Origin of the sequence: Pseudomonas sp. Irchel 3H9 (assembly GCF_900187495.1) — a bacterium.
Classification (GTDB): domain Bacteria; phylum Pseudomonadota; class Gammaproteobacteria; order Pseudomonadales; family Pseudomonadaceae; genus Aquipseudomonas; species Aquipseudomonas sivasensis.
On record NZ_FYDK01000008.1, the window covers coordinates 49,367 to 66,472 of the forward strand.

The window sequence follows — 17,106 nt, forward strand, 5'->3', positions numbered from 1 at the left end:
GAACCCATCAAGTGAATACCTCCTTTACCCGAAAAATCAGCCTGCTTGCTGGCGCCGTGGCGCTCAGCGGCTGTGCGACGCTTAACGACGCCGGCAAAAACTACGGCACGGCCATCGGTTGCGCCGGTGGTGCATTGCTCGGTGCAGGCCTGACGTATGCGATCACGGGCGATGCCAAAAAGGCGATCGTCGGCGGTGGTGTGGGCGCGGCGGCCGGTTGTGTGGCGGGTAACTTGTGGCAGAACCGTTTGCAGGAACTGGAGCGGATCGCCAAGGAAGAGAACCTGAATATCCAGGTGCAAACCCTGCAGAGCCAGGAGGTCGCCAGCGGCAACGCCCGCGCGCCGGCACCGACTGAAGCGGGCATCGTTGCCCAAGTGCAGGATGAAGGCATGTTCGCCACCGGCAGCGCGCAGTTGAGCGCCAATGGTCAGCGCCAGGTCCGCAAGTTGGCCGCCGCGTTCGCGCCCAAGCAGGGCCAGAACAGCCAAGCGGCGATTCTGGTCGTCGGCCACACCGACGCTACCGGCAGCGCCGCCACCAACCAGCGGTTGTCCGAGCAACGTGCCCGCGCCGTGGCGTCGATCCTGGCCGAGCAAGGCATCGCCCCGCAGCGTATGTTTTTCCAGGGGGCGGGGGCTTCGCGGCCAATCGCCGACAACAGCGATGTGCAGCAACGCGGCAAGAACCGTCGGGTTGAGATCGTTGAAGTGACCGACCGCAACATGCTGGTCAAACGGGTCAACGCCGAACAGAACAACTCCAAATACCTGGCGCACGGAACCTCGACCGAGCCTGCGCGCACCGTCGCCCGCGCGCCGAAAAACAAGCCTGCTGCCACCACCAAACCGGCTGCCGAGAGCAAGCCCGCCGATGCCGGTACCGCCTTGGTCGACTTTGGCGGCCAGCCGGCCAGCGACACGCGTTGGACCCTGGCCCAAGGCATCGCGCCGAAAAAGGCCGGGTTCGCTCTGGTCAGCAGCGCGCAAGCCAACGATCTGCCCAACAGCAGTTGCGAAGCCGACCGCCCGCGAGAAACCGGCAAGGTGTTCAACCTCGCCAGCGGCAAGGCGCTCGACACCCAAGTCACCACCGAGTACCTGCCGGGCTACAACAACCGCGTGTGGGCCAATGTGGTCAATGGCCACCTGGTGACGCTGTCGCCGGTTTCGATCCTGCGTGACGGCGCCAGCGTCGACCGCCAACCCTTCATCGAAGTGGTCCAGGGCTACAAGGACGGCAACCGCAAGTCGATCAAAAGCAAAGCCGTGGCCAACACCTACGAAGGTGAGGACCTGGTGCTCTATCGCGTTTTCATCCAAGACCCCAAGGCACCGGTGTCGTGTATCGACGTGGTGTTCAGCAAGAAAAACTCCGAAGCCACGGACGGTGCGTTGTTCTACCCGCGCAGCCGTGAAGCTTTCACTACCCGTTTCGTGCCGATTCGCGCGTAAGACTCAAGGACATACACCATGGAAGACTTCAGCTTTAATGCGCTGACGGCCCTGCTCTGGGCAAACAAGCTAATCACCGGCCTGGTGATTTCCACGCTGCTGGCGGCGATCCTGATTCAAGCGTATTGGGAAAAAGTGGGTTATTTCGTCATGCGTGTTTGGCACGGCGTGCCCGTGATCGGCAAGGTGGCGCGCCTGTCCAAGCAGAGCCTGATGCTCGACGCTTATGGCTGGCCGAAATCCGAGAGCGAGCTGTGCGACGCGTACTACTCGCGCTATGAAAAAATCGGCGCGGAAGACGTCGACTTCTTTAATAAAAGCGAATCCTACCTGCGCACCATCGGCGAGCGTGGCCGCCGGGAGCGACCGTTCTGGGTGTTTGCCCTGATTTTTATGCTGATCATGTTCGAGGCCGTGGGTTTCGCCTACGTACTGGTGCCATTCATTAACCAGAACCTGTCGGCCAATGACCAAAGCTGGATGGGCTGGTTGTTCGCCTTCCTGCTGGCGGTCGCCTCGGCGATCCTGGCCGAAGTCACCGGCCGTGCCGCGCACAAGAACGCGCTGATCAGCAAGGCTCGCCACTGGTGGGAAAACGACAGCGACAGCGACCGCCCGAATCAGCTCAAGGAGTTGCCGGGCATCGGGATCAAAGACACCGAAAGCGATAAAGACGGCAAGGACTACAACCGTATCCTGGCGCGCATCAACACCAACCACACCGTGACACCAAGCCGTGGCTGGATGATCACCACCGGTATCTGGATCGCGATTATCGCGATTGCGGCGTTCGGTATCCGCACCATGCAGCTCAAAAGCATCGAGACCGAAATGGTCGGCAGCCCGCATGCCTTTGCCCAGCAGAATTACGACTCGGCCAGCCCGTTCGAACTGCCGGCCGATTCGGCGGCGATCAACGATCAGGCAGACAAGCAAACCCTGACAGACAAGATGGACGCGATCCGCAAAGCCTCGCTGATCACCTTCATCGTGCTGTCGGTGATCTACATCGCGATTCAGATCACCAGTATCTGGCTGGCGTCGATCTTCGGTTTTGCCGGGGTTGAGTCCAAGACTGCCTGGGAGCACACCCACAAGTTCTCCAGCGGCGAAGCCCTGGAAAACTGGATGCAGAGCCAGCGCGTGGAAATTGCCTCCCATGCCGATCACAAATTGAGCAAATTGCAGCTCAAGCTCGCCGGGCGCACCACCACCAACGCCCAGCAGCAGGCGGCGTTGACCACTGCACACAATCGCAGTTTCGAGACCTTCGTGGCGCGCAAACAGGCGTTGCCAGGGAATCCGCAACCGGCGGCCAAACCCGTCAATGTTCCGGTTGCACCTGCCGCACCTGCCGCACCGGCGGTAGCGGAAGTCGCTGCACCAGCACCAGCACCAGCCCCGGTGCAGGCACCAGTGGCGGTGGCTGCCCCGGAAGGTCTCGACGCCCTGCGCGGCAAAGACCTGACGGCCTACACCGAAGAGCAATTGGCAACGATCAGCCGTGCCAAAGGCCACGCCCTGGAAGATGTGCTGGCGCTGCGTGCCGAACAGCAGTTGGTTAAAGACTTTGACGCAACAGGTGCCTGAATGATGATCCCGCGCTTTTTCTGTGCCCTGTTGCTGGCGCCATTGATGGCGGTGGCCGGCGAGCGCAACGACATTCCGGATTGCTATCCGTACGCCAAGGTCGCTGAGTTTCGGCCCGTGGCTGCGGGGCGCGAGTTGACGGTGATCATTGATCAGACGATCCCGATGCCTGAGGTCATTCAGAAGGCCACTTGGGCCCAGGTGCAGCGCTTTGTTCAGCCGGGCGATAAGGTCCGACTGTACAGCTTCTCGGCGTTTCTGCCGGGGCAGTTCATGCAATTGCGCTTTGCCGGTGAACTCAACCAGGGCATCGACGAGAAAGTCCGTGAGCGCGTGGGCATGCAATCGCTGCGCACCTTTGATACGTGCCTGGCCGAGCAACGCAGCTTCTTCAACAAGACCTTTGGCAAGGTGTTTGTGACCACGCTGCGTGAAGCGTCCGAAGAGATTGCGCGCAGTGAGATCTTCCAGTCGTTGCGTGATATCGGCAAAGACCTGGGCCAGCAACCGGCTCAGGAACGTGTGGTGTTGTTGATTTCCGACATGCTGGAAAACAGCGACTTCGGCAGCTTCTACGCCAACAACCGGATTCGTGATCTGCAACCCGACGCCGAGCTGAAGCGGGTGGCCGACAAAGGCCTGTTCGCCGACCTGCAGGGCGCGCGTGTCTATGTGGCCGGTGCGGCGTTGGTGACCAAGGACGTCAAGCAGGCTTATCGCTCCGGCAAGACCATCCAAGCGTTGGAAGGCTTCTGGAAAGGCTATTTCGCCGGCTCTAACGCGCAGTTGGTAGCGTTTGGCGCGCCAAGCCTGAATGTCGACCTGAAGTGAACCATCCCTGCTGAAACCCGTCAGTTCCTTACAGACCCTTCTGAAGGAACTCGGTGTTTTGCTGAATCTCAAGACTGCATTACTGCTCGGTGCGCTGCTGTTTTGCGGCAGTGGCGCACTGCACGCCGCGGCGGTTGCGCCCGAACCCGAGACGCCGGCCAAGCCAGAGTTGCTGGTGGAAGGCGGACTGCTCGGTGCCATCAGTTCCAGCATCGACGACGTGCAGGACAAGCTCGACCTCAATCAGAGCCTGATCGACGCCTGGCGCCTGCGTGCGGACAGGGCGGCGGATGAAGTAGGGCGGTTGGTCGACCAAACGTCAGAACGTTCGCCGTGGAGTGTGGCCGGGAATTTTCTGCTGCTGTCAGGTGTGTGGGTCGGCGCATTTACCGTGCTGACGTTGTTGGGGCGTTTTATCGTGCAGCGCTTGGGCCGACGGTCATTCGTCGCACAGCGCAAACGCCTGCATGCGGTGCTCGGGTATGTGGTGCTCTACACGATCCCGGCGCTGATCTGCCTGCCGCTGACCCTTTATGTCAGTCACTTCCTGCCCACTTCGGTGGGGCGCGCGTTGGCACTGTGTTTTGCCTATGCCACCAGCAGCGGGATCTTTTCCACCTCGATGCTGTTGTGCGTGATTGTCATGTTCAATTTCGGCCACAAGCGGCCGGCGGTGCAGATTATTCGCGATTACTGCCCCAAGCCGCTGTTCCTGATTGGCTTCCTCGCCGCCCTCAGCGATGCCCTGACCAGCCCGCAAATCGCCCGCCAGCTTGGCGGCAATATCACCAGCAGTATTGCGGTATTTACCGGCCTGTTCGCGGCGGTGATTTTCGGCGTGCTGGTGGTGCGCTTGCGTCGGCCGGTCGCCCATCTGATCCGCAATCGGCCACTGGCCCAGCGCCTTAAACATCCGGCGTTGCAGCAATCTTTGCGGGTGTTTTCCGGCCTTTGGTACTGGCCGATTCTATTGATGGTGCTGGTCTCGGCAATCAACCTCATCGGCGCCGGTGACGATAACCAGAAAGCCCTGCGTTGCGCGCTGTTCACCACGATTCTGCTGATTGGCACCGTGTTCTTGAGCACCGTGTTGCAACACCTGTTCAAGTCCCGCAGCCAGGTAGCGATCCAGCGCAGCAGCGCCTATAAAGATCGCTTCTTGAGCCTGTTGCACGCGATCCTGCGCATTGTCATGGCGATCGCCTTTATCGAAATCCTTGGGCGGATCTGGGGCGTGTCCCTGTTCGAGTTTGCCCAGCGCAACTCGGTAGGGCGGGCGATCAGCGACTCTTTGAGCAGCATCGGCCTGATCCTGCTGATGACATGGTTGTTCTGGGTGGTGCTCGACACTGCGATCCAGGAAGCGCTGAAACCGCCGGTAAACAAGCGCTCCAGTCGCCAGCCGAGCACGCGGGTGAAAACCATACTGCCGCTGTTGCGTAATGCGGTGAAGATCATCCTGGTGGTCATCTGCGCGATCACCACCATGGCCAACCTTGGCATCAATGTCGCGCCGCTACTGGCGGGTGCTGGTGTGGTCGGCCTGGCCATTGGTTTTGGTTCTCAGCAACTGGTGCAGGATGTGATCACCGGGCTGTTCATCATCATTGAAGACACGCTGTCCATCGGCGACTGGGTGGTGCTCGACTCCGGCCACGCCGGCACCGTCGAGGGCCTGACTATCCGCACCCTGCGTCTGCGTGACGGCAAGGGCTTTGTGCATTCGGTGCCGTTCGGGCAGATCAAGGCGGTCACCAACCAGTCGCGGCAATTTGCCTATGCGTTCTTCTCGGTGCAGTTCACCTACGACACCGATGTGGACAAGGCCGTGGAGTTGATTCGTGAAGCCGGTCAGTCGATCCGCGACGATGTCTTCCTCAAGTACAACTTGCAAGGGCCCCTGGAAGTGTTTGGTGTCGACAAGATGGACCTCAATGGTGTGGTGCTCACAGCGCAGTTCCGCACGGTATCGGGTGGGCAATATGCTGTCAGTCGCGCGTTTAACCAGCGTCTGAAAAAGCTTGTGGATAACTGCCCCGAGGTGCACTTCGCGCAAACTTATCCCCAGCAGGTCATGGTGCCCCAGCGTGCGGCGTTGGAGCATGAGCCCGCAGAGCCAGGCGTCAAGACACTTAATCCGTGACGGTTGCGCTACAAACCCGCAAAATGCAACGATTCTGGCAAATGCCAGCGGCAAGGCCCACGGGCCTGCCGACCATAGCCAACGTTCCAAACAGACCGGGCCTGCTCAATCTATGCGAATGCGCCTTATGTTATTGGGCGGCGGGAATGCCCTCGGGCAGGCGCTGATTCGCCTCGGTGCAGAGGAAGACATCGGTTTCCTCGCACCCAAACCGCCCCAAGACGGCTGGGATGCCGCGAGCCTCACCCAATTGCTCGACGACACCCGTCCCGATGCCTTGATCAATCTCGCCTACTACTTCGACTGGTTCCAGGCCGAAGCCGTCAGCGAAACCCGTTTGGCTTCGCAGGAGTTCGCTATCGAGCGCCTGGCCGAACTGTGCCAACACCACAACATCACCTTGCTGCAACCGTCCAGCTACCGCGTATTCGATGGCTCCCGTGCCACCGCCTACAGCGAAAAAGACGAGCCGGTGCCCTTGGGCCTGCGTGGCCAGGCGTTGTGGCGTATCGAACAGAGTGTGCGCGCCACGTGCCCGCAGCATGTGTTGCTGCGCTTTGGCTGGCTGCTGGATGACAGTGTGGATGGCACCCTCGGGCGCTTCCTGGCCCGGGCCGAGAAACCGGATGAATTGCTGATGGCGGATGACCGCCGCGGCAACCCGACGCCGGTGGATGATGCGGCGCGGGTGATCATTTCGGTGCTCAAGCAACTTGATTGCGCGGCGCCGCTGTGGGGCACTTACCATTACGCCGGCCAGGAGGCGACTACGCCGCTGGCGCTGGGTCAGGCGATCCTCACCGAAGCGCGTACTTTCCATCCGTTGGCCATTGAATCGCCCACCGCCCAAGCCCACGCGGCCCGGCCGGATGCGACGGACGAGCCGCAGCACGCGGTGTTGGCCTGCAAGAAAATCCTGCATACCTTTGGCATCAAGCCACGGGCCTGGCGGGCGGGGCTTCCGGCGCTATTGGATCGGTTTTACCGCCACAGCTGAACCCAACGCACAACCAAATGTGGGAGGGGGCTTGCTCCCGATAGCGGTGTACCAGTCATTGGTTTGTTGACTGATCCACCGTCATCGGGAGCAAGCCCCCTCCCACAGTTGTTTATGCAGTTTTGCTTAGAACTTGTAGCCGATACCCACCATGTAAACCATTGGGTCCACGTCCACATTGACCTTGGCACGGGTGCCCGGCGCCACGGCATTGTTTTCCACGGTAGCCTTGGTGCTGATGTCGATGTAACGCGCCTGGGCGTTGATCATCCACTTGTCGTTGATCATGTAGTCCGCGCCGATCTGCGCAGCCCAACCCCATGAGTTCTCGGCTTTGAAGTTGCTGAAGCCTGCGCCCTGGGCACGGCTGCCGACGTGTTCGTCGTAGATCCAGGTGTAGTTAATACCGGCGCCTACGTACGGTTGGAACGGGGATTTGTTGTCCAGCGGGTAGTACACGACGCTCAGGGTTGGCGGCAGGTGTTTCAGCGTACCCAGCTTGCCGTTGGCGCCGCCGAGGGCGGTGCCCTTGATTTTCACGTCATGCTCGAACGGCGTGGCGGCCAGCAGTTCGATACCCACGTGGTTGGTCAGCATGTAGGCGAAGTTGAGGCCCAGTTGGGTGTCGCTGCTCATGGTCGCCTTGCCGCCCAGGTTGGTACCGGCCAGCGGGCCCTGGTCAACCTTGACGGTGCTGCTGTCGGCCTTCGGGTTCACGGTGATAGCACCGGCGCGAACCAGAATGTCGCCCGCTTCGTGAGCATGGGCAATGGGGGCGACGAGGGCGAGCGCGAAGAGGGACGCGCCGAGCAGAGACTTGTTCATGGGAGCTCCAAAGGACGTTTAAAAGTTGTACGTCCAATGGTAAAGATCGTTCCGTTCGGTCTGTTGACTCAGCTCAATGAAAGGACGATCAGCGTTATTCCTGCAGTTCGTACATGTAAATCTTCTCGGCATCCATCTGGTAACCGGCGTCCGCCAGTTCGCTGGTAGACGGCTTGACCTGCATCGCGCCTTCGATCCAATACGGCTGGTACAGCTCATCGAGCTTCACGCCGACTTCACTTTTCACATGCACGATCTGGTTCGACGGCGGCGGCGGTACGTGGATGCACGCGCCGAAATACGGCACCAGCAGGAACTCGGTGGTACGGCCTTCTTCGCTGACTTCCAGCGGCACGATATAACCCGGCAGGCGGATGTGCTGGCCATTGAGGCTCTGCACCACCGGCGCGTTGGGCAGGTCCTGCTTGGCCGCCGGCGCGGCTTCGACGGACAAGGCGTCGGCCATGTTCGACAGGTCGTGCAGTGGTTTCATATTGGGGACTTCTGGCGGCGCGTCCGGTGGGATCATCTCCTGCCAGGACAAATCCTTGGGCTGCTCATCGGCCCAGGCGGGTACCGCCACCAGCAACAACAGTGCAAACAGGGCACGACGCATCGAGTCCTTCCTCATAAACGTATGGACAGGCCATCGGCCAAGGATTGTCGGTAGGCGCGCCAGGCCGGCACGCTGCCCATCAACAGCGCAGCAGCCAGGATACCGGCGAGCAAGGTCCATTCATATTCGCTCGGCCAGGACATCGGCAGGTCCAGCCCGTAATTGGCCTGCAAATACCCACGCGACGCGGCAATGCACACATACAGCAAGCCCACGCCTGCGATCACGCCGGACAGGGCCAGGGCGAAGGCTTCGAAGATCAGCAACGTTGCGATATGCCACGGCCGTGCACCCACCGAACGCAGGATCGCCATTTCGCGGCGGCGTTCGTTGAGGCTGGTAAGGATGGCGGTGAGCATGCCGATCAAGCCGGTCAGCACCACAAACAGCGAGATCACGAACAGCGCTTTTTCGGCGGTGCCCATCATGCTCCACAGCTCTTGCAGCGCCACGCCGGGCAGGATCGCCAGCATCGGCTCGCCACGGAATTCATTGATCTCGCGCTGCAGTGCGAAGGTGGAAATCTTGTTGTTCAGGCCGAGCATGAAGGCGGTAATGGCCTGCGGGGTCAGGTCCATATTGCGCGCCTGATCGGCGCTGATGCGGCCTTTGCCCTGGGCCGGCACACCGTTGTGCCAGTCGATATGGATAGCTTCCATGCCGCCCAGGCTGATGTGCAACGTGCGATCCACCGGCGTGCCGGTGCGCTTGAGAATACCGACCACGGTGAACGGCTTGTCATCGTGCTTGACCAGGCTGACCACCGCCACGCCGTGGGCCAGTACCAGCTTGTCGCCGAGCTTGTAGTGCAGGGCATCAGCGACCTCGGCACCGAGCACCACTTCGAACGGGTCGGTGGCAAAGGCACGGCCGCTGGCCAGTTCGAGGTTTTGCTTGCGGCCATACTGGTAATGCTCGAAGTACGACTCGTTGGTACCCATCACCCGGTAGCCGCGATGGGAGTCGCCGAGGGAAATCGGGATCGCCCATTTCACCTGGGGGCTGGCGGCGAAATGCTCGTAGCTGTCCCAGCGGATGTTGTTGGTGGCGTTGCCGATGCGAAATACCGAATACAGCAGCAGGTTGACCGAACCGGAGCGGGCGCCGACGATCAGGTCGGTGCCGCTGATGGTACTGGCGAAACTGTTGCGCGCCTCAACGCGAACCCGTTCCACTGCGAGCAACAAGCAGACTGAAAGCGCGATGGCAAACGCGGTGAGGATCGCGGTAAAGCGACGGTTAGCCAGGCTGGCCATGGCTAGACGAAACAAATACATCTCAAACCTCTGCGGGCGTGGCGGCGCGATTGAGTTCGGCCAGCGACAGGTTGCGGTCGAACAGCGGCGCCAGGCTCTGATCATGGCTGACAAACAACAGGCTGGCGCCGGCGTCGCGGCATTCAGCGAACAACAACTGAAGGAAAGCTTCGCGGGCGTCGTAGTCCAGGGCTGAGGTGGGTTCGTCGGCGATCACCAATTCCGGTTGGCCGATCAGCGCGCGTGCGGCAGCCACCCGTTGTTGCTGGCCGATGGACAGCGAATCGGCGCGGCGCTCCAGCAGGTGTTTATCCTTCAAGCCCAAATGCGCGAGCAATGTAGCGGCGGCCTGGTCGACACTGCCGTGGCGCTGCTTTGCCCGCTGCGCTCGCAGTTTGGAAAAGTGGCAAGGCAACTCGACGTTTTCGCGCACCGACAGGAACGGCAGCAGGTTGAACTGCTGGAAGACGTAGCCCGTATGGTCGACGCGGAAACGATCACGGGCGCCGGCCGAGAGTTCGGTCAGCTCCTGGCCGAGCAAGCGAATGCTACCTCGGCTGGGTTTCTGCACGCCGCCCAACAGACCAAGCAGCGTAGTTTTTCCGCTGCCGCTCGGGCCCTTGAGAAACAGGGTTTCACCCGCTTCCAGGCGGAAGGCGGGGATGTCCAGCAACTGTGGGTGACCGGGCCAGTTGAAGCCCAGGTCAGACAGTTCGATCAGTGCTTGGGTCATGTGAACTCAGAACTTCAGGGTGGCTGCTGTGGCGGTGGCATCAACACCTTGCTGGCCGCTCGGGCCGATCAGTTGTACCTGAATTTTCTGAGTGGCGGGGAAGGTCTTGAATACCTGGGTCAGGTCCAGATTACTCAACGCAGTCGGCGAGGCGCAGGTGAATTGGTAGTGGGCGTGGATTTCGCTGTGGTCGTGATGATGTTCGTGGGCGCCGTCTTTGGCGTCGTGATCGTGGTCATCGTCGTCGTGGTCGGCTTCCGGCTTGTCACCGAACAGCGGGCTGTTGAGCTCCTGGGAGCTGATCACGCAACCGGCGGCCTTGGGCAGGTTGAACAGGGTCGATGGGTTTTCCAGCTGTTTGCGTGCAGCGGCGACTTTGGCCTTATCGGCAGCAGTGGTGGCGACGTGCTCGAACCCCACCAGATTCATTGCCGGGCTGTCCAGCTCAAGCTCCAGGGTCTGCCCGTCGAGTACGGCGTTGAGACGCCCGACGCCGTGCTCGTGCGCGCCGAGGCTGCCGTGTTCGTGGTCGTGATCATGGTGCTCAGCCGCATGGGCAATGGCCAGTGGCAGCAGGGCAAACGGCAAAGCGAGCAGCAGACGGCGCATGAGAGGGCTCCAGAACATGAAAGTTATGTTATGTGATCTTATAACAATAAGGCCGAGAGTTTGACCGTCTGCTTGGCGTTGCGCAAGCCGCATGGGAGCATGCCCGTCAGAAAAACTGCAGGAGTCAGGACGATGTTGCGAATTCGTGGAACCATCGGCGACCTGCCGGTGGACTTAACCCTGGAACTGGACGACGGCGATTGGGCAAAGTTGGGCGCGCAATTGCAGGCGACGCCGGCAGCCAGCGCCGCCGCCGCGCCGGTCAAACACAATGATGACCTGTGGCAGAACGCCCAGGACCTGTTGCGCAACGCCGGACAACTCAGTGGCCTGGAGTTGCTTGATCGATTGGAAGGTTTGGCGGGGGATGCTGCGGCGGGCAAGCGACTGTTGGTGCGCCTGCGCCACAGCGCTAAGGTCAAGGTGAGCAGCGGCGGGGATACGCCGCTGTACAGTTGGATCGGTGATTAGTACAGCGCGGCAAACAACTTGCGGCGGTACACGGTGACCAGCGGGTGGTCATTGCCCAGCAGTTCGAACACTTGCAACAGGGTCTTGTGCGGCAGGCCTTCGCTGTAGCCGCGGTTGCGGATAAACAACTTGAGCAAGCCTTCCAGCGCGGCGTCGTACTGCTGGCGCGCCAGTTGCTGGATGCTCAACTGATACGCTGCTTCATCGTCCTGCGGGTTTTGCGCCAGACGGCTTTTCAAGTCGGCGGCGTCCGGCAGGTCGGCGGCTTGGCGCAGGAAAGTGATTTGCGCCTTGGCCCCGGCGAGCGCGGCTTTGTGGTCGTCGCTTTTCACTGCGTCGAGCACGGTTTGGGCTTCACCCAGCTCACCGCGTTCGGCCAGGCAGCGTGCGTACAGAATCAGCGCGGCGGCGTTGGTGTTGTCCTCGCCCAGCAGCGCGACGAGTACGGCTTCGGCGTCGCTGATGCGCCCTTCGGCAAACAACGTTTGTGCCTGTACCAATGGATCCGCCGCCTTCGGCGCGGGCATCTGCACGTGCGGCGCCAACAGCGCTCGCACAGCCGACTCCGGCTGGGCTCCGGCGAACCCGTCTACCGGCTGGCCATCCTTGAACAGCACCACCGTCGGCAGGCTTTGAATACCAAAGCGCGCAACGATGTCTTGCTCGGCTTCGCAATCGACCTTCGCCAACAGCAACTCGCCCTGATAACTCTCGGCAATCTGCGCCAGCATTGGCATCAAGGCCTTGCAGGGCGCGCACCACTCGGCCCAGAAATCCACCAATACGGGTTTTTCGAAGGAGTTCTGAATCACGGCCTGGTCGAAGTTGGCGGCGGTGACGTCGAAGATGTACGGCGTGGGCTCACTCATGGGGCGTCTCGAATAAAGCGGGAATGGGGCAACTATAAGGGCTGGCGCCGCGAATGGTACAGGCTCACCTTGCGAAACTCCCAAGGCTCGGCCAAGTCCGGCAACGTCAGCGCATCGAGGATTTCCAGGCGCTGATAAGCCGGGTGTTGGAAGTCGCGCACCCGTGAGTCCGCCACCAGTGCTTCGCGGCCGCGGCTGAGGAAATGATCCAGCAGTGGCAGGTTGGCGCGATCGTAAAGCACATCGGCTACCAGGATCAGGTCGAAGCGATCGGCTTCGGCGAAGAAGTCCGGCGAATAGGTTAATTCCACGTTATTGAGCTCGGCATTGGCGCGGCAAGATGCCAACGCCAGCGGATCCAGGTCGCAGGCAACTACTTCCACCGCACCTGCCTTAACCGCCGCAATCGCGGCCACGCCGGAACCGGCGCCGAAGTCCAGCACGCGCTTGCCCGCGACCCACTCAGGGTTCGCCGCCAAATACCGCGCCAATGCCAGGCCGCTGGCCCAGCAAAAACTCCAGTAGGGCGGCTCATGCAGGATGCGCCGGGTTTCTTCCGGGCTGAAGGCGCGGTCCATGTTGTCCGCATCCAACAGCCACAACGAGAGCTCGGTGCCCGGCAGCGGGCAGGGCACCAGTTGAGCGTCGCCGATCAGCGCGCTCAGGGCGCGCTGCAAGTCTAACGGGGGCGTCATGGTGCCTTGACGAGTTCCAGGGGGCCGGTGGTCTGGGTGATTGCCTGGGTGATGCGTACGGCGGGCAGGTGCAGGATCAACTGACCGGACTGGCTGGCGCGGCCACGCAGCTCAACCCGTGCACCGGCCGGGAAAGCCTCTGGGTTAAAACGCAGGCGGAAGGCCACAGGCTTGCCGTTGCCGGTCAGTACGCTGCTGGCGAGCAGTTGTTGCGGGCGCGAACGGTCGTCGATCACCAGCAGGGCCATCTCGACTTCGGCACCGGCGGGGACGTTGGTCAGGCTGCCGTTGATTTCACGTTGGTAGGCGGGTAGGGGGCCCAGGTCTTCAATGCCAGGGACTTTTTTCTCCTGCGCAGGCACCGGTTGGGGCGCAGACGGCTTGGGGGCTTCGCTGCTGCAGGCGACCAGGACACTGAACAGGGTGAGCAAAACAAGTGGTCGTAACTGCATGTACGGCTCCAGAAAGGACAAAATCCGTGGCTTGAAATGTAAGAAACATAATAGCCCGCCTGTATACCGTAAAGGCTATGGCTTGTCTTGCCACAGGGATGCGCTACCATGGCCCTCCCTTTTTTTGTTGCCTGCCACCATGCACTGTCCCTTCTGCGGTGCCAACGACACCAAGGTCATTGACTCGCGTCTGGTCGCCGAGGGCGATCAAGTACGTCGCCGGCGCGAATGCCTGGCCTCTGGCTGCGGTGAACGTTTCACCACCTTCGAAACCGCCGAACTGGTATTGCCACGTCTGATCAAGTCCGACGGCAGCCGCCAGCCTTTCGACGAAGAAAAACTGCGCGCCGGTATGCAGCGCGCGCTGGAAAAACGCCCGGTGAGTGTCGAGCGGCTGGAGGCGGCGCTGGCGCATATCAAGCACAAGCTGCGAGCGACTGGCGAGCGCGAGGTCAAGAGCCTGGTGGTGGGAGAGTTGGTGATGGGCGAGCTGCAAAAGCTCGACGAAGTCGCCTATATCCGTTTCGCTTCGGTGTATCGACGCTTCCAGGACCTCAATGAGTTCCGCGAAGAGATCGACCGCCTGGCCCGTGAGCCGGTCAAACCATGATTCCTCCTTCTGCTGAACAAACTGTCCTCGACGCCCATTACATGGCCCGCGCCCTTGAACTGGCGCGCAACGGCCTGTACACCACCCACCCTAATCCGCGTGTTGGCTGCGTGATTGTGCGCGATGGGCAGATTGTCGGCGAAGGCTGGCATGTGCGCACGGGCGAGCCCCATGCGGAAGTGCATGCCTTGTGGGCTGCCGGCGATAAGGCCCGAGGCGCCACGGCATACGTCACCCTCGAACCGTGCAGCCACTATGGTCACACCCCGCCGTGCGCCGATGCGCTGGTGAGCGCCGGGCTGGCGCGGGTGGTCGCGGCGATGCAGGACCCTAACCCGGAAGTTGCCGGGCGCGGTATGCAGCGCTTGGCCCAAGCCGGGATCGAGGTGCGCAGTGGCGTACTGGAAGGTGAGGCGCGGGCGCTCAACAAAGGCTTTCTCAAACGCATGGAACACGGGTTGCCGTTCGTGCGAATCAAAATGGCGATGAGTCTGGACGGTCGTACCGCGATGGCCAGCGGCGAAAGCCAATGGATCACCGGTCCCGCCGCCCGCGCCGCCGTGCAGCGCCTGCGCGCCGAGTCCAGCGTGGTGTTGACTGGCGCCGACACGGTGTTGGCCGACGGTGCGCGGCTTACCGTCCGCGCGGCCGAGCTGGGACTGGATGAAGAAACCACCGCCCTGGCCATGTCGCGCCCGCCGTTGCGTGTGTTGATCGACGGCCGCCTGCGGGTGCCGCTCAACGCACCCTTCTTTAAGGCGGGCCCGGCATTGGTCATCACTTGTGTCACCCCGGAAAACCAGTTCCCCCGAGGCCCCGAGTGTCTGGTGGTGCCAGGCGTAGAAGGCCAGGTCGATCTGCGCTCGGCGCTGGTGGCGCTGGCCGCCCGTGGCGTCAACGAAGTCTTGGTGGAAGCTGGCCCAAGCCTGGCAGGGGCGTTTGCCCAGCAAGGTCTGGTGGACGAATACATGATTTTCGTCGCCGGCAAGTTCCTCGGCTCCGCTGCCCGGCCTTTGCTGGACTGGCCGCTTGAGAAACTGGCTGATGCCCCCCAACTCAAGATCACTGAAATGCGCGCTGTAGGCGACGACTGGCGAGTCACTGCCATCCCTGTGCCAGCAGCGAGCGTATAATTCTGACCGGGCGCTCAAGTGCCCGCCCCGTTTTCCAGGAGAAGGCCATGTTCACCGGCATTATCGAATCCATCGGCAGCATTCGCGCCATGACCCCCAAGGGCGGCGACGTGCGCCTGCTGGTTGAAACCGGCAAGCTCGACCTCGGCGACGTCAAGCTGGGCGACAGCATCGCCGTCAGCGGCGTGTGCCTGACCGTCATCGAACTGCCGGGCAACGGCTTTGCCGCCGACGTCAGCCGGGAAACCCTGGACTGCACCGCGATGAATGACCTCAAGGCCGGCAGCCCGGTCAACCTCGAAAAAGCCCTGACGCCCACCACCCGTCTCGGTGGTCACCTGGTCAGCGGCCACGTCGACGGTGTCGGCGAAGTCGTTGCCCGCAGCGAAAATGCCCGTGCCGTAGAATTCCGCATCCGCGCGCCCAAAGAGCTGGCCAAATACATTGCCCACAAAGGTTCGATCACTGTCGACGGCACCAGCCTGACCGTGAACGCCGTGAATGGCGCCGAATTTGAACTGACCATCATTCCCCACACCCTGAGCGAAACCATTATGGCGTCGTACCAGCCAGGTCGCCGGGTGAACCTGGAAGTCGACTTGCTTGCCCGTTACCTGGAGCGCCTGCTGATGGGCGATAAGGCCGCAGAGCCTGCAACTGGGAACATCACTGAGAGTTTTTTGGCCGCTAACGGCTACCTGAAATCCTGACCAAGGGGGTGCCGCGTGGCGCTCAATAACATCGAAGAACTGGTTGAAGACATCCGCCAAGGCAAGATGGTCATCCTGATGGATGACGAAGACCGTGAAAACGAAGGCGACATCATCATGGCCGCCGAGGCCTGCAAGCCTGAGCACATCAACTTCATGGCCAAGCACGCTCGCGGGCTGATCTGCATGCCCATGAGCCGCGAGCGCTGCGAGCTGCTCAAGCTGCCGTTGATGGCGCCGCGTAACGGCTCGGGTTTTGGTACCAAGTTCACCGTGTCGATTGAAGCGACCACAGGCGTGACCACCGGCATTTCCGCCGCTGACCGCGCCCGCACCGTTCAAGCCGCTGCCGCGAAAGACGCCAAGGCCGAAGACATCGTCAGCCCAGGCCACATCTTCCCGCTGATGGCCCAACCGGGTGGCACCCTGGCCCGTGCCGGCCACACAGAAGCAGCCTGCGACCTGGCACGCATGGCCGGTTTCGAGCCGAGCGGTGTGATCTGCGAAGTGATGAACGACGACGGCACCATGGCTCGTCGCGCCGAACTCGAAGCATTTGCCGCCGAGCACAACATCAAGATAGGCACCATTGCCGACTTGATTCACTACCGGATGATCCACGAACGTACCGTTCAGCGGATTGCCGAGCAGCCACTGGACAGCGAACTGGGCCAATTCAATTTGGTGACCTACCGTGATTCAGTGGAGGGCGATGTGCACATGGCCCTGACCCTGGGCACCATCAGCGCAGACGAACCGACCCTGGTGCGTGTGCACAACATGGACCCGCTGCGCGACCTGTTGATGGTCAAGCAACCGGGCCGTTGGAGCCTGCGCGCCGCGATGGCTGCGGTGTCCGAGGCGGGCAGCGGTGTGGTGCTGCTGCTGGGTAACCCGGTGGACGGCGATGTATTGCTTGCCCATATCCGCGAGACCGCCGAGCAGACCCAGGTTAAAACACCGACCACCTACAGCATCGTCGGTGCCGGTTCGCAGATCCTGCGTGACCTCGGTGTGCGCAAAATGCGCCTCATGAGCGCACCGATGAAATTTAATGCGATATCCGGATTCGATCTGGAAGTTGTAGAATACGTGCCCTCCGAATAAAGGCT

General features: G+C 61.5%; 18 protein-coding genes. 10 read left to right on the forward strand and 8 right to left on the reverse strand.

Going from position 1 to position 17,106, the window contains the following annotated elements; genetic code table 11:
* The first annotated feature begins 11 nt into the window (after positions 1 to 11).
* From CKW32_RS24170 to CKW32_RS24190, 5 genes are all read left to right on the forward strand, one after another.
* Positions 12 to 1,454: an OmpA family protein gene (locus tag CKW32_RS24170; RefSeq protein ID WP_032884764.1), complete on the forward strand. Its 1,443-nt coding sequence runs from the start codon at positions 12 to 14 to the stop codon at positions 1,452 to 1,454.
* Between the two features lie 18 nt (positions 1,455 to 1,472).
* Positions 1,473 to 3,044, forward strand: coding sequence for a hypothetical protein (locus CKW32_RS24175; protein ID WP_095186184.1), 1,572 nt, complete (start codon positions 1,473 to 1,475; stop codon positions 3,042 to 3,044).
* Positions 3,045 to 3,875, forward strand: coding sequence for a hypothetical protein (locus CKW32_RS24180; protein ID WP_050442793.1), 831 nt, complete (start codon positions 3,045 to 3,047; stop codon positions 3,873 to 3,875).
* Positions 3,876 to 3,933: 58 nt separating this feature from the next.
* On the forward strand, positions 3,934 to 6,018 hold the full coding sequence (locus CKW32_RS24185) for a mechanosensitive ion channel family protein (protein WP_095186185.1): 2,085 nt from the start codon (positions 3,934 to 3,936) through the stop codon (positions 6,016 to 6,018).
* Positions 6,019 to 6,130: 112 nt separating this feature from the next.
* Positions 6,131 to 7,015, forward strand: coding sequence for a sugar nucleotide-binding protein (locus tag CKW32_RS24190; protein ID WP_032884551.1), 885 nt, complete (start codon positions 6,131 to 6,133; stop codon positions 7,013 to 7,015).
* A gap of 126 nt (positions 7,016 to 7,141) precedes the next feature.
* Here CKW32_RS24190 and CKW32_RS24195 read toward each other — a convergent pair whose 3' ends face one another.
* The 5 genes from CKW32_RS24195 to CKW32_RS24215 form a co-directional block, all read right to left on the reverse strand.
* Positions 7,142 to 7,840, reverse strand: a complete 699-nt coding sequence (locus CKW32_RS24195; protein WP_095186186.1) for an OmpW family protein — start codon at positions 7,838 to 7,840, stop codon at positions 7,142 to 7,144.
* Between the two features lie 94 nt (positions 7,841 to 7,934).
* Complete coding sequence (locus CKW32_RS24200) at positions 7,935 to 8,456, reverse strand: DUF3299 domain-containing protein (protein ID WP_032884553.1); 522 nt, start codon at positions 8,454 to 8,456, stop codon at positions 7,935 to 7,937.
* An 11-nt stretch (positions 8,457 to 8,467) separates the two neighbouring features.
* Positions 8,468 to 9,733, reverse strand: a complete 1,266-nt coding sequence (locus CKW32_RS24205) for an ABC transporter permease (protein ID WP_027605183.1) — start codon at positions 9,731 to 9,733, stop codon at positions 8,468 to 8,470.
* A 1-nt stretch (position 9,734) separates the two neighbouring features.
* Positions 9,735 to 10,445, reverse strand: a complete 711-nt coding sequence (locus tag CKW32_RS24210; RefSeq protein WP_032884554.1) for an ABC transporter ATP-binding protein — start codon at positions 10,443 to 10,445, stop codon at positions 9,735 to 9,737.
* 6 nt (positions 10,446 to 10,451) lie between these two features.
* Positions 10,452 to 11,054 (reverse strand): DUF2796 domain-containing protein, encoded by a 603-nt coding sequence (locus tag CKW32_RS24215; RefSeq protein ID WP_095186187.1) that lies wholly within the window; start codon positions 11,052 to 11,054, stop codon positions 10,452 to 10,454.
* A 132-nt stretch (positions 11,055 to 11,186) separates the two neighbouring features.
* Between CKW32_RS24215 and CKW32_RS24220 the strand changes: the two genes are divergently transcribed.
* Positions 11,187 to 11,525: a hypothetical protein gene (locus CKW32_RS24220; RefSeq protein ID WP_095186188.1), complete on the forward strand. Its 339-nt coding sequence runs from the start codon at positions 11,187 to 11,189 to the stop codon at positions 11,523 to 11,525.
* Here the strand turns inward: CKW32_RS24220 and trxA are convergent.
* Genes trxA through CKW32_RS24235 form a run of 3 tightly spaced genes read right to left on the reverse strand, consistent with a single transcriptional unit; the run spans position 11,522 to position 13,541 of the window.
* Entirely contained in the window at positions 11,522 to 12,394 is an 873-nt protein-coding gene (gene trxA, locus CKW32_RS24225; protein ID WP_032884557.1) for a thioredoxin, read from the reverse strand. The two genes, CKW32_RS24220 and trxA, sit on opposite strands and share 4 nt — an antisense overlap.
* Positions 12,395 to 12,426: 32 nt before the next feature.
* Positions 12,427 to 13,089, reverse strand: coding sequence for a methyltransferase (locus tag CKW32_RS24230; RefSeq protein WP_095186189.1), 663 nt, complete (start codon positions 13,087 to 13,089; stop codon positions 12,427 to 12,429).
* Complete coding sequence (locus tag CKW32_RS24235; RefSeq protein WP_032884559.1) at positions 13,086 to 13,541, reverse strand: YbaY family lipoprotein; 456 nt, start codon at positions 13,539 to 13,541, stop codon at positions 13,086 to 13,088. Before CKW32_RS24235 ends, CKW32_RS24230 begins: the two co-directional genes overlap by 4 nt.
* A gap of 139 nt (positions 13,542 to 13,680) precedes the next feature.
* Here CKW32_RS24235 and nrdR point away from each other — a divergent pair, with 139 nt between their 5' ends.
* From nrdR to ribBA, 4 genes are read left to right on the forward strand one after another with little or no spacing between them, the layout of a single operon-like run.
* The gene (gene nrdR, locus CKW32_RS24240; RefSeq protein ID WP_163033267.1) at positions 13,681 to 14,151 is read left to right on the forward strand and encodes a transcriptional regulator NrdR; all 471 of its coding nucleotides are present in this window, start codon (positions 13,681 to 13,683) and stop codon (positions 14,149 to 14,151) included.
* Positions 14,148 to 15,284 (forward strand): bifunctional diaminohydroxyphosphoribosylaminopyrimidine deaminase/5-amino-6-(5-phosphoribosylamino)uracil reductase RibD, encoded by a 1,137-nt coding sequence (ribD, locus tag CKW32_RS24245; protein ID WP_095186190.1) that lies wholly within the window; start codon positions 14,148 to 14,150, stop codon positions 15,282 to 15,284. The genes nrdR and ribD overlap by 4 nt, the downstream gene beginning before the upstream one ends.
* A gap of 47 nt (positions 15,285 to 15,331) precedes the next feature.
* Positions 15,332 to 15,994, forward strand: coding sequence for a riboflavin synthase (locus CKW32_RS24250; RefSeq protein ID WP_032884562.1), 663 nt, complete (start codon positions 15,332 to 15,334; stop codon positions 15,992 to 15,994).
* A gap of 15 nt (positions 15,995 to 16,009) precedes the next feature.
* Entirely contained in the window at positions 16,010 to 17,101 is a 1,092-nt protein-coding gene (gene ribBA, locus CKW32_RS24255; RefSeq protein WP_032884563.1) for a bifunctional 3,4-dihydroxy-2-butanone-4-phosphate synthase/GTP cyclohydrolase II, read from the forward strand.
* The last annotated feature ends 5 nt before the right edge of the window (positions 17,102 to 17,106 follow it).

Coding starts and splice junctions, on each gene's coding strand:
- CKW32_RS24230 (WP_095186189.1), bottom strand. CDS start 13,089: ATGACGCCCCCGTTAGACTTGCAGCGCGCCCTGAGCGCGCTGATCGGC.
- nrdR (WP_163033267.1), top strand. CDS start 13,681: ATGCACTGTCCCTTCTGCGGTGCCAACGACACCAAGGTCATTGACTCG.
- CKW32_RS24195 (WP_095186186.1), bottom strand. CDS start 7,840: ATGAACAAGTCTCTGCTCGGCGCGTCCCTCTTCGCGCTCGCCCTCGTC.
- ribD (WP_095186190.1), top strand. CDS start 14,148: ATGATTCCTCCTTCTGCTGAACAAACTGTCCTCGACGCCCATTACATG.
- CKW32_RS24190 (WP_032884551.1), top strand. CDS start 6,131: ATGCGAATGCGCCTTATGTTATTGGGCGGCGGGAATGCCCTCGGGCAG.
- CKW32_RS24250 (WP_032884562.1), top strand. CDS start 15,332: ATGTTCACCGGCATTATCGAATCCATCGGCAGCATTCGCGCCATGACC.
- CKW32_RS24205 (WP_027605183.1), bottom strand. CDS start 9,733: ATGTATTTGTTTCGTCTAGCCATGGCCAGCCTGGCTAACCGTCGCTTT.
- CKW32_RS24210 (WP_032884554.1), bottom strand. CDS start 10,445: ATGACCCAAGCACTGATCGAACTGTCTGACCTGGGCTTCAACTGGCCC.
- CKW32_RS24175 (WP_095186184.1), top strand. CDS start 1,473: ATGGAAGACTTCAGCTTTAATGCGCTGACGGCCCTGCTCTGGGCAAAC.
- CKW32_RS24215 (WP_095186187.1), bottom strand. CDS start 11,054: ATGCGCCGTCTGCTGCTCGCTTTGCCGTTTGCCCTGCTGCCACTGGCC.
- trxA (WP_032884557.1), bottom strand. CDS start 12,394: ATGAGTGAGCCCACGCCGTACATCTTCGACGTCACCGCCGCCAACTTC.
- CKW32_RS24235 (WP_032884559.1), bottom strand. CDS start 13,541: ATGCAGTTACGACCACTTGTTTTGCTCACCCTGTTCAGTGTCCTGGTC.
- CKW32_RS24220 (WP_095186188.1), top strand. CDS start 11,187: ATGTTGCGAATTCGTGGAACCATCGGCGACCTGCCGGTGGACTTAACC.
- CKW32_RS24180 (WP_050442793.1), top strand. CDS start 3,045: ATGATGATCCCGCGCTTTTTCTGTGCCCTGTTGCTGGCGCCATTGATG.
- CKW32_RS24200 (WP_032884553.1), bottom strand. CDS start 8,456: ATGCGTCGTGCCCTGTTTGCACTGTTGTTGCTGGTGGCGGTACCCGCC.